10 protein-coding genes are annotated in these 11,521 nt (G+C 66.9%); 7 read left to right on the forward strand and 3 right to left on the reverse strand.

Annotation, left to right across the window (positions count from 1 at the left end):
• The first annotated feature begins 55 nt into the window (after positions 1 to 55).
• From KDH83_RS11385 to KDH83_RS11395, 3 genes are all read left to right on the forward strand, one after another.
• Positions 56 to 1,738, forward strand: coding sequence for a thiamine pyrophosphate-binding protein (locus tag KDH83_RS11385; RefSeq protein WP_212315594.1), 1,683 nt, complete (start codon positions 56 to 58; stop codon positions 1,736 to 1,738).
• Positions 1,739 to 1,867: 129 nt separating this feature from the next.
• Complete coding sequence (locus KDH83_RS11390; protein ID WP_103275767.1) at positions 1,868 to 3,061, forward strand: acyl-CoA dehydrogenase; 1,194 nt, start codon at positions 1,868 to 1,870, stop codon at positions 3,059 to 3,061.
• A 200-nt stretch (positions 3,062 to 3,261) separates the two neighbouring features.
• Positions 3,262 to 4,248, forward strand: coding sequence for a TRAP transporter substrate-binding protein (locus KDH83_RS11395; RefSeq protein ID WP_212315596.1), 987 nt, complete (start codon positions 3,262 to 3,264; stop codon positions 4,246 to 4,248).
• 22 nt (positions 4,249 to 4,270) lie between these two features.
• Here the strand turns inward: KDH83_RS11395 and KDH83_RS11400 are convergent, their stop codons facing one another.
• The 3 genes from KDH83_RS11400 to KDH83_RS11410 all read right to left on the reverse strand — a co-directional run bounded on the left by KDH83_RS11400 (position 4,271) and on the right by KDH83_RS11410 (position 7,588).
• Positions 4,271 to 4,714, reverse strand: coding sequence for a MaoC family dehydratase (locus tag KDH83_RS11400; RefSeq protein ID WP_212315598.1), 444 nt, complete (start codon positions 4,712 to 4,714; stop codon positions 4,271 to 4,273).
• A gap of 37 nt (positions 4,715 to 4,751) precedes the next feature.
• Positions 4,752 to 6,311 carry an acetolactate synthase large subunit gene (locus tag KDH83_RS11405; RefSeq protein ID WP_212315600.1) on the reverse strand — a complete coding sequence of 520 codons (1,560 nt, stop codon included), beginning with the start codon at positions 6,309 to 6,311 and terminating at the stop codon, positions 4,752 to 4,754.
• 254 nt (positions 6,312 to 6,565) lie between these two features.
• Positions 6,566 to 7,588, reverse strand: a complete 1,023-nt coding sequence (locus KDH83_RS11410; RefSeq protein ID WP_212315609.1) for an amino acid ABC transporter substrate-binding protein — start codon at positions 7,586 to 7,588, stop codon at positions 6,566 to 6,568.
• 331 nt (positions 7,589 to 7,919) lie between these two features.
• Between KDH83_RS11410 and KDH83_RS11415 the strand changes: the two genes are divergently transcribed.
• Genes KDH83_RS11415 through KDH83_RS11430 form a run of 4 tightly spaced genes read left to right on the forward strand, consistent with a single transcriptional unit; the run spans position 7,920 to position 11,139 of the window.
• Entirely contained in the window at positions 7,920 to 8,945 is a 1,026-nt protein-coding gene (locus KDH83_RS11415) for a tripartite tricarboxylate transporter substrate binding protein (RefSeq protein ID WP_212315611.1), read from the forward strand.
• A 21-nt stretch (positions 8,946 to 8,966) separates the two neighbouring features.
• Positions 8,967 to 9,647: a 3-oxoacid CoA-transferase subunit A gene (locus KDH83_RS11420; RefSeq protein ID WP_212315613.1), complete on the forward strand. Its 681-nt coding sequence runs from the start codon at positions 8,967 to 8,969 to the stop codon at positions 9,645 to 9,647.
• 23 nt (positions 9,648 to 9,670) lie between these two features.
• A complete protein-coding gene (locus KDH83_RS11425; protein WP_212315615.1) occupies positions 9,671 to 10,312 on the forward strand; it encodes a 3-oxoacid CoA-transferase subunit B in 642 nt (213 codons plus the stop codon).
• Positions 10,312 to 11,139, forward strand: a complete 828-nt coding sequence (locus tag KDH83_RS11430) for an IclR family transcriptional regulator C-terminal domain-containing protein (protein ID WP_212315623.1) — start codon at positions 10,312 to 10,314, stop codon at positions 11,137 to 11,139. Before KDH83_RS11425 ends, KDH83_RS11430 begins: the two co-directional genes overlap by 1 nt.
• Positions 11,140 to 11,521: the final 382 nt, after the last annotated feature.

Genomic DNA, 11,521 nt, shown 5'->3' on the forward strand with positions numbered 1-11,521 from the left:
CTGATGGCACATATGCTCAGTCATCTCATTCTCGGCTCATCGCGACGATACCCCTATGGCCCAGCAAGAATCCCGTCTCGGCGGTCACATCCTGGTAGACCAGCTGGTCGCCCAGGGCGTCAAACACGTTTTCTGCGTGCCGGGTGAAAGCTACCTGGCGGTGCTGGACGGCCTGCATGACGCCGACATCCAGGTCACGGTCTGCCGCCAGGAAGGCGGCGCCGCGATGATGGCCGACGCGCACGGCAAGCTGACCGGCGAACCCGGCATCTGCATGGTCACGCGCGGCCCGGGCGCCTCGAACGCGCTGGCAGGCGTGCATATCGCCAAGCAGGACTCCACTCCGCTGATCCTGTTCGTGGGCCAGATCGAGCGCGGCATGCGCGAGCGCGAGGCCTTCCAGGAAATGGATTACCGCGCCGTGTTCGGCACCCAGGCCAAATGGGTCACCGAGATCGACCAGGTCGAGCGCATTCCCGAGCTGGTCTCGCGCGCCTTCCACATCGCCACCTCGGGCCGCCCCGGCCCCGTGGTGATCGCGCTGCCCGAGGACATGCTGGTCGAGGCCGCCGCCGTGGCCGACGCGCCGCGCTTCGCGCCCATCGACGCCGCGCCCTCGGCCGGCCAGCTGGCCGACCTGGAACAACTGCTGGCCAACGCCGCCCGGCCCGTCGCCATCCTTGGCGGCAGCCGCTGGAGCGAACAGGCCGTGCAGCAGTTCGCCGCCTTCGCCGAGCGCCATGCGCTGCCGACCTCGGTGTCATTCCGGCGCCAGATGCTGTTCCCTGCCGACCACCCCTGCTACATCGGCGACGTGGGCCTGGGCATCAACCCGGCGCTGCTCAAGCGCGTGGCCGACGCCGACCTGATCCTGCTGGTCGGCGGCCGCATGTCCGAAAACCCCAGCCAGGCCTACACCCTGCTGGACATCCCGGTGCCGCGCCAGAAGCTGGTCCATGTGCATCCCGACAGCGCCGAACTGGCGCGCGTGTACCGCCCCACGCTGGCGATCAACACCTCGCCCGCCGCCTTCGCCGAGGCGCTGGCCGGCCTGAAGGCGCCTGCCGCCCCCTCCTGGGCCGACGACACCCGCGCCATGCGCGAGTCGTACCTGAAATGGAGCGACCCCGCCGCCATCCGCACGCCCGGCGCGCTGCAGATGGGCGAGGTCATGGCCTACCTGCAAAAGACGCTGCCGGCCGATGCCATCATGACCAATGGCGCCGGCAACTACGCCACCTGGCTGCACCGCTTCCATCGCTTTACCCGCTACGGCACGCAGCTCGCCCCGACCTCGGGCTCGATGGGCTATGGCCTGCCCGCGGCGGTGGGCGCCAAGCGCGTGCATCCCGACAAGACCGTGGTCTGCTTCGCCGGCGACGGCTGCTTCCTGATGCACGGCCAGGAATTCGCCACCGCCGTGCAGTACGACCTGCCCATCATCGTGGTGCTGGTCGACAACGGCATGTACGGCACCATCCGCATGCACCAGGAAAAGCACTATCCCGGCCGCGTTTCCGCCACCGCGCTCAAGAACCCCGACTTCGCCGACTACGCGCGCGCCTTCGGCGGCCATGGCGAGCGGGTGGAAAGCAGCGAGCAGTTCGGCCCGGCCTTCGAGCGCGCGCTGGCCAGCGGCAAGCCGGCCATCCTGCATTGCCTGATCGATCCGGAGACCATTTCCCCGTCGACCACGCTGGCCAGGATCCGCGACGCCGCCCTGCAGGCCAAGTCCTAGCGCCGTCAGGCGTTGCGGCGCGGCCCCCGCGCGGGGCCGCGCAAACCCGACTTGCCGCCCGAATTATTTTAGGTTTAAACTTTTCAGCATTCCGATTCCGAATACGGAAATCCATCACGGAGACCCAGCATGTCCTCGAATCCCTCGTTTCACTGGCAAGATCCCCTGTTGCTGGACCAGCAGCTGACCGAAGAAGAACGCATGGTGCGCGACGCCGCCCAGGCCTACGCGCAGGACAAGCTGGCCCCGCGCGTGCTGAACGCGTTCCGCAACGAGCAGACCGATCCGGCGATCTTCTCCGAAATGGGCGAACTGGGCCTGCTGGGCGCGACCATCCCCGCCGAATACGGCGGCGCCGGCCTGAACTACGTCAGCTACGGCCTGATTGCCCGTGAAGTCGAGCGCGTGGATTCCGGCTACCGCTCCATGATGAGCGTGCAGTCCTCGCTGGTGATGGTGCCCATCAACGAATTCGGCAGCGAAGCGCAAAAACAGAAGTACCTGCCCAAGCTGGCCCGCGGCGAGTGGATCGGCTGCTTCGGCCTGACCGAACCCAATCACGGTTCCGACCCCGGCGGCATGGAAACGCGCGCGGTCAAGACCGCCGACGGCTACAAGCTGACCGGCAACAAGATGTGGATCACCAACTCCCCCATCGCCGACGTGTTCGTGGTTTGGGCCAAGTGCGTGGGCGGCGACTTCGACGGCAAGATTCGCGGCTTCATCCTCGACAAGGGCATGAAGGGCCTGTCGGCCCCGGCCATTCACGGCAAGGTCGGCCTGCGCGCCTCGATCACCGGCGAAATCGTCATGGACGAAGTGGAAGTGTCGGCCGAGCAGATGATGCCCGGCGTGGCCGGCCTGAAGGGCCCCTTCACCTGCCTGAATTCGGCCCGCTACGGCATCGCCTGGGGCGCTGTCGGCGCCGCCGAAGCCTGCTGGCACACCGCCCGCCAATACACGCTGGACCGCAAGCAGTTCGGCCGCCCGCTGGCCGCCAACCAGCTGATCCAGAAGAAGCTGGCCGACATGCAGACCGAGATCACGCTGGCGCTGCAAGGCTGCCTGCGCCTGGGCCGCATGAAGGACGAGGGCTCGGCCGCGGTGGAAATCACTTCCATCATGAAGCGCAACTCCTGCGGCAAGGCCCTGGACATCGCTCGCCTGGCGCGCGACATGCTGGGCGGCAACGGCATCTCCGACGAGTTCGGCGTGGCCCGCCACCTGGTCAACCTGGAAGTGGTCAACACCTACGAAGGCACCCACGACGTGCACGCCCTGATCCTGGGCCGCGCGCAGACGGGCATCCAGGCGTTCTATTGATCCGCCCTGCCCTCGAAGAAAACCGGCCCTCGGGCCGGTTTTTTTTCGCCTGGCATTCGCCGTATCCGCGAAAGCCCGCATGGCGGCGGTACGGCCCGCGCCGTACGCTGTAGGCATATTGGCCTGGCACTTTCCCTGGCGTTTGCGCCCCCCTTTTGCGTGTCCGACCCCGGCTTTTTTCGACCGACCAGGAGTCGCGCATGCAAGGCAACCCATCCCAGCGCCTGATGGCGTGCATCGCCATGGCATTCATCGGCCATGGCGCCCACGCCGCCACCACCCTCACCATGGCCACCGAGTACCCGGCCACATCCATGCCCGGACAAGGCGTGTCCACCTTCGCCGAGCTGGTGCGGGCCAGGAGCGGCGGCGAGGTGATCATCGAGGCCAGCTATGACGCCGCCAAGGGCATCAAGTCGGGCGACATGATCGCCGCCGTGCAAGCACGCAAGATCGACGCGGGCGATGCCTTCGCCGGCGCGCTGGCGGAAAAGTACCCGCTGTTCGGCGTGTCTTCGCTGCCCTTCCTGGCCGACTCGCTGGCCAAGGCGCGCAACCTCAACAAGGCCGCGCGGCCGGCCTATGAAAAGCTGCTGGCCGAACACGGCCAGAAGCTGCTCTACACCACGCCGTGGCCGGCCTCGGGCATCTGGTCCAAGCGCAGGATCGACAGCCTGGCCGCGCTCAAGTCATTGAGTATCCGCACCTACGACGCCACCTCGCAGGACGTGCTGCGCAAGGCGGGCGCGCAGGCGCAGAACATTTCCTTCGCCGACGCCATGCCGCGCATCGCCTCGGGCGAGGTCAACGCCGTGCTGTCCTCGGGCGACGGCGGCGCCGGCCGCAAGCTGTGGGAATACCTGCCCCACTTCGCCGAGATCAACTACGCCATGCCGGTGTCGGTGGCGACGATGAACCTGCAGGCCTACCAGTCGCTGGACGCCCGCGCTCGCCGCGCCATCGACCAGGCCGCCGCGCAGACGGAAAGCGAGCAGTGGAAACGCATCGACGGCCGGCTGCAGCAGAACTACGCCAACATGCGCAAGAACGGCGTGGCCATCAATGCCAAGGTGCCGGCGTCCGTGCGCAAGGCGCTGAAAGACGCGGCAGCGGACGCTGTATCCGCTTGGAAGACGGCCGCCGGTCCTGACGCCGCGGCCATCCTCAAGCAGGCCGGCAAGCGCTAGCAGCCGCCAGCCAGGCGTCCGTTCAGGCGTTGCCGGACAGGTCGAACAAGCTGGTCGCGTCCAGTTCCAGCACGGCTTCGTCGTGCTGGTTGAACACAGTCCAGGCCCAGGTGATGATGCCCAGGTCTGGACGCGAGGAAGACTTGCGCGCGCCCTGCACCCTGGCGTCCAGCCGCAGCTGGTCGCCGGGGCGCACCGGCACGCGCCAGCGCACCTCGCCCAGGCCGGGCGAGCCGAAGGACTCCGAATCGTGCAGCGCCGCATCCACCGCCATGCGCATGGCCAGCGCGCAGGTATGCCAGCCGCTGGCGATCAGCCCGCCCCAGCGCCCCTCGGCCGCGCGCTTGAGATCCGTGTGGAACCACTGCGGATCGAACTTGCGGGCGAACTCCAGGATCTCGGCCTCCGTCACGGTGACGGGCCCGGCCTTGATCAGCATGCCGTCCTTGAACTCGGCGAACTTCATGATGCGCTTCCCCCTTTCTTGATTTGAATCGAGCGTCTCAGATTAGCGCTTCGATCAAGAACGGTCCACGGCGCTTCAGTCCCGCGCGCAGCGCATCGGCAAAGCCCTCGATGGTATCCACGCTGACCGCGTCCACGCCCATGCCGCGCGCCAGCGGCACCCATTCCAGGTGAGGCTCCTGCAGGTCCAGCATGCGGCGCGCATTGCGGCCAGGTTCCAGCACGCCCACGTTCTTCATTTCGCCGTGCAGCGTGGCGTAGGAGCGATTGGCCAGGATGATGGTCAGGCAATCCAGGTTCTCTCGCGCCTGGGTCCACAGCGCCTGCAGCGTGTACATGCCGCTACCGTCGGCCTGCAGCGTGACCACCTTGCGGTCCGGGCACGCGACCGCCGCGCCGGTGGCCAGCGGCAGGCCGATGCCGATGGCGCCGCCGGTAAGCATGAGCCAGTCGTGCGGCGCGCTGCTGACGCTGTACAGCGGGAATTCGCGTCCCTGGGTGATGGACTCATCGCACACGATGGCCTGCTCGGGCAAGGTATGCGCGACCAGGATGTTGACGGCGGCGCCGGTAAGCTTGCCGCTGGCGGGCACCTCGTAGGTCGGAGCCGGCGCGGCCAGGCGCGGCGCGTCGTCGGCGATGCCCAGCTCATCGGCCAGCCATTCCAGCGCCTGCGTCAGATCCTGTTCCTGCGTGGCCAGCACGACCTGTGCGCAATCGGGCGGCGCCAGCAGGCTGGGCTTGCCCGGATAGGCGAAGAAGCCCACCGGCGCCCGCGCGCCGGCCAGCACCAGGCGCCGCGCGTCCTTGAGCTTGGCCACGGCCAGATCGATCGGATAGGGCAGCCGGTCCACCGGCGTGCGCGTGCGACCGCGCTCGATGCGGCGATTGGAGGTTTCGGAGATCAGGCGCACGCCGGTGGCGCGGGCGATCCGGCCCGCTGCTTCCAGCGCGCGACCGCGCAGCGCGGCGCCGCCCAGCATCAGCACGGTGTTCTCACCGCTGCGGATGGCATCGGCGGCCGCGCGCACGGCCTCGGCCGAGGTCCGCGGCGCGGCTTCGCGCGCCGCGATCACGGGCGCCGGCGCGCCCGCCGGCAGGTCCGTCCAGGCGGCGTCGGCCGGCAGGATCAGCGTGGCGATATTGCCGGGCTCGCGTCGCGCGACGGCGACGGCCTCTGCCGCGTCGGCCGAGATCGCGCCAGCGGTGAGCGTGCGCCGCACCCAATGCGACATGGGCCGCGCCACGCCCTCGACATCACTGGTCAGCGGCGCGTCGTACTGCACATGATAGGTGGCATGATCACCCACGATATTGACCATGGGCGTGCGCGCGCGCTTGGCGTTGTGCAGGTTGGCCAGGCCATTGCCCAGGCCCGGCCCCAGGTGCAGCAACGTGGCGGCGGGCTTGTCGGCCATGCGCGCATAACCGTCGGCAGCGCCGGTCACGACGCCTTCGAACAGGCCCAGCACGCAGCGCATGTCCGGCTTGCGATCCAACGCCGCCACAAAGTGCATCTCGGACGTGCCCGGATTGGCAAAGCAGACGTCCACATCGTTGGCAAGAAGGGTATCGCAAAGACTGTCAGCGCCGTTCATCGTGTTTCCCTGGTTGTTATATCGAGTGCGGGCCGGCGGCTGCGCGCGAGGGCCCGACAGGCATGATAGGTAGGGTAACGCAAACCTGGTGGGGCCATCTGCGCGGCTGCTCATGGAACCATTTCACACGTTCCGGCCATCGGAATTTATGCCGTCGGCACCGTCGCGCCATGCCGGATGCCAACAGGCAGGCACAAAAGGAAAACGGCCCGCGATCGCGGGCCGTTCTGGGCCATCAGGCCATGCTCAGCGGATCAACGGATCGGCCACGGATACATGGCGCCGCCCTTGCTCCACAGCGCATTGGTGCCGCGTTGCAGGTTCAGCTTGCTGTCCTTGCCCACGTTGCGCTCGAACACTTCGGAGTAGTTGCCCACCGCCTTGATGGCGTTGTAGGCCCACTTCTCGTCCAGTCCCATGTTCTTGCCGGCGCCCGGCGTCACGCCCAGGATGCGCGCGACGTTGGGATTGTTGCTCTTGAGCATTTCATCCACATTCTTCTGCGTGATGCCGTATTCCTCGGCCTCCAGCAGCGCGAACAGCGTCCAGCGCACGATGCCCAGCCAGTTCTCGTCGCCCTGGCGCACCATGGGGCCCAGCGGTTCCTTCGAGAAGCGTTCAGGCAGGATCTCGTAGTCGTCCGGCTTGGCGACCTGCGTGGCGCGCACGGCGGCCAGTTGCGAAGCGTCGTCGGTGAAGGCGTCGCAACGGCCCGACTCGAAGGCGCGCACGACCTCGGTGACCTTGTCGATCACCACCGGCTTGAATTCGATCTTGTTGGCGCGGAACCAGTCAGCCAGGTTGAGTTCGGTGGTCGTGCCCGGCTGCACGCAGACCGTGGCGCCGTTGAGTTCCTTGGCGCTCTTGACGCCCAGCTTCTTGTTCACCAGGATGCCCTGGCCGTCATAGAAGCTGACCGCCACGGCCGACAGGCCCAGCGAGGTGTCGCGGGTCTGCGTCAGCGTCACGGTGCGCAGCAGCACATCGACTTCGCCCGACTGCAGGGCGGTGAAGCGTTGCTGCGTCGACAGCGCGGTGCCCTTGAACTTGGTCGGATCGCCGAACACCGCCGCCGCCACCGCGCGGCAGATGTCCACGTCCATGCCTTCCCACTCGCCCTTGCTGTTGGTGGCGGAGAAGCCCGACACGCCGTCGGTCAGGCCGCACTGCACGAAACCCTTTTTCTTGACCGCATCCAGCGTGGGGCCGGCAACCGCCGCCTGGGACGCGCAGGCCAGGGCGAGAGCGCCGGCCGCCAACGAGAAGAACTGCTTCATATTGTTGTCTCTCCAGAATGCGCGCGCGGCAGCCTCGTAGACTGCCCCGCGCATTGAAATCCAGGTCCAGGATTGCGGACCGGTCGCCAGATTACGCCATGTCCATGGCGTGAACAACGGAACCGGGCCTAGAGAAAACCCGATGCCCGCACCGCCGGGCGGCGCCGTCGCGGTCCGGTGATCGAACTTTTTAAGGCCTGCGACAAGCCAGGACTGCCGGACCCGCGTGCCATACTTTTTTTACGCGCCGACCCGCCCGGGAACAGGCAAGAACCAAGCAAAAACACGGGCGGCGCATCAAGAGCCAGCACGTCAAGGAGGAGACAGATCGATGGCACACACAAGCAAGCCACAGCCCCGCCGCGCCTTGGCGCCGGACCGCCGTTCACTGATCAAGGCGCTGCTTTGCGCCGCCGCGGTTGCCGCCGGCGCGGGCGCCAAGGCCGCCCCTGCCCCCGCTGCGGGCGACTGGCCGGTCCGCCCCATCAGGATCATCGTGCCCTACACGCCCGGCGGCTCCACCGATATGGTGACCCGCATCGTGACGGAGAAGCTCGGCCCCAGACTGGGGCAGACCATCATCGTCGAGAACCGTCCCGGCGCCAACGGCAGCCTGGGCGCGGCAGTCGCCGCCAAGGCCGAGCCGGATGGCTATACCTTCCTCAGTATGCTGCCCGCGCACATCATCAACTTCCACCTGTACAAGCTGGGGTACAAGCCGGAAGACCTGACGCCGGTGACGCAGATGGCCGAGCTGCCGCTGTTCCTGTTCGTATCCCGGGACCTGCCGGTCAACAGCCTGGCGGAGCTGGTCGCCTACGGCCGCCAGCATCCGAACCAGCTCACCTATGCCTCCAGCGGCAACGGATCCAGCGCTCACCTGACCGGCGCCGACTTCGCGCTGCGCAACAAATTGGCGATGACCCATGTCGCCTACAAAGGCAGCGCCCCCATCCTGACGGATCTGCTGGGCGGCCGCGTGTCGATGGTGTTCGATCCCATCCTGGTGCCCATGCAGTACGTCAAGCAAGGCAGGCTCAAGGCGCTGGCCTTCACCGGCAAAGCACGCTGGCCCACGGAGCCGGACATCCCCACCATGGAAGAAGCCGGCATGCCGGGTTTCGTCACCGGTTCCTGGGCAGGCCTGATGGCGCCTGCCGGCACGCCGCAGGCCATCATCGCGCGGATGGCGCGAGAAATCAGCGAGATCGTCCGTGAACCCGATGTCAGGCAGAAATTCCTGGATGCCGGCTTCCTGCCCGCCGAAAGCTCGCCGGAACAGTTCGCGGCGCTGATGCGGCAGGACTCCGATCGTTACGCCGACATCATCAGACAGGCCCGCATCAGCCTGAATTGAATTCCGTGAAGGGAGTGCGTCATGATCGACAAATTCATGAACAGTCCGGAAGCCGCCGTGGCGGATGTGCATGACGGCGCCACGGTGCTGATCGGCGGGTTCGGCGGCGCGGGCATGCCCACCGAGCTGATTCATGCGCTGCTCGACCAGGGCGCGCACGGACTGACCGTGGTCAGCAACAACGCCGGCAACCGCGACACCGGCCTGGCCGCACTGATCAAGGCCGGCCGCGTGCGCAAGGTCATCTGCTCCTTTCCCAAGGCCTCGCATTCCTGGGTATTCGACGAGTTCTACCGCGAAGGCCGCATCGAGCTGGAGTGCGTTCCGCAAGGCACCATCGCGGAACGCCTGCGCGCCGCGGGCGCCGGCCTGGGCGGCTTTTTCACGCCGACCGCTTACGGCACCGAACTTGCCGAAGGCAAGGAAACCCGCATCATCGACGGACGCGGACACGTATTCGAGACCCCGCTGCGCGGCGACTTCGCGCTGGTCAAGGCGGACCGGGCCGACCGCTGGGGCAACCTGACCTACAACAAGAGCGCACGCAATTTCGGCCCCGTCATGTGCATGGCGGCGCGCATCACCATTGCACAGGTCCGCGCCCGCGCCGCGCTCGGCGAACTGTCGCCCGAAGCCATCGTGACTCCCGGCATCTTCGTCCAGCGGGTGGCGCAGGTAACGGAAAGCGCTTTCTCCAGCTGATGCATCGTTCAATAGGAGCCCGCATGTACCGCCCTCTCACCCGCGACGCCATGGCGCGCCGGCTGGCGCAGGACATCCCCGACGGCAGCTACGTCAACCTGGGCATCGGCATGCCCGTGCTGGTCGCCGCGCACCTGCCGCCGGACCGTGAAATCGTGCTCCACAGCGAGAACGGCATCCTCGGCATGGGCCCGCCGCCGGCCGAGGCCGACATCGACCTGGACCTGATCAATGCCGGCAAGGCGCCCGTCACACTGCTGCCTGGCGGCGCCTACTTCCATCATGCCGACTCCTTCGCCATGATGCGTGGCGGCCATCTGGACATCTGCATCATGGGTGGCATGCAGGTCGCCGCCAACGGCGACCTGGCCAACTGGTCGCTCAAGCGGCCAGGAGAAGCGCCCGCCGTGGGCGGCGCCATGGATCTCGCGGTCGGCGCCCGGCGCGTGTTCATCATGATGGAACACAACAGCAAAGACGGCGCGCCCAAGCTGCTGCAGCACTGCACGCTGCCGCTGACGGGCGCCGGCGTGGTCAGCCGTGTCTATACGGATCTGGCGGTCATCGACGTCACGCCCGACGGTCTGCGGGTACGGGATATGATCGACGGACTGACGCTGGAGGAGTTGCAGCGGCGCACCGAAGCGCCGCTGCAGATCACCTGATGCTACCCAACTCGCCGCCTCCCGGCTACGCCGCGCCGCTGGCCGCCGAAGACCATCCTGATCTGCTGCGCGGGGACCCCGACTACATGCTCACGCTGGCCCGGGGGTTGCACGTAATCCGCGCTTTCGGCACGCGCCTCCATCCGCAGACAGCCGCCGAGCTGAGCCGTCGCGCCTGCTTGCCGCGCGCGGTGGTGCAGCGTTGCCTGCATACGCTGATATTGCTGGGCATTGCCGAAAAACAGGGCAGGCTATACGTGCTGACGCCGCGCATCCTCGGACTGGGCTACGCATATTTCTCATCCACACCACTGGTCTCACTGGCACAACCGGTACTGGAAGAGCTGAGCGCGACCATCAACGAAACCTGTGCGCTGGCCATCATGGAAGGCCATGAAATGCTGTACCTAGCGCGCTCTGAGGTGCACAGGCTGTTGGCCACTTCCATGGGACTAGGCAGCAGGTTGCCGGCCTATTGCACCTCGATCGGCCGCGCGTTGCTGGCACAGTTATCGGAGCCGGCGCTGGCGCGCTATTTCGCCGCAGTGGACTTGCGCCGCCATACTGAATTCACGCTGGTCGATGAAACGCAGTTACGCGCCGAACTGGCACGCAGCGCTGAACAGGGCTACGCCATGGTGGACCAGGAATTGGTATTGAATGTGCGGGCGATATCGGTGCCGTTACGATCGGCCAGCGGGCAAGTTTGCGGCGCCGTGAACGTCAGCGTGCTAGCCGATCGCGTGCCGATGCGCCGGCTGAGCGAGGACTTCCTGCCGCCCTTGCGGCAGGCGGTGGAACGGATCCGTGAGTTCTTGGCTGCCTAGGCAAGGCGCGGCGCAGATCCCGCCCGGCGTTGCTGCAGGCGAGTTTGTTTGAGTCCTTGCGCCGGTAGCTGGCGCTGGAGAATCTCTGCAACCCGTGGCGCTTTGGCGCCCGCATCCTCGATGGTCAGGCAGCCCACATTCTCTATCGTCCACGTCTAAAGCAAAGGCCCCGCGGCGCGAGCCGCGGGGCCTTCTTGTATTCATGTCAGGTGCGTGCCATGGCAGGTACATCCTGGCCCGGCACTGGCCAGGCGGCCGGCGCACAGCCCGTCCGCCCTTAAGGCGTCCCGGCATTTGCGTACCCGCAAAAACAAAACCCCGCAGCGGTGAGCTGCGGGGTTCTGAGCAATAAAAGCCTGACGATGACCTACTTTCACAGACG

The sequence above is a fragment of the Achromobacter sp. Marseille-Q0513 genome (genome assembly GCF_018195695.1).
Lineage (GTDB): Bacteria > Pseudomonadota > Gammaproteobacteria > Burkholderiales > Burkholderiaceae_B > Achromobacter.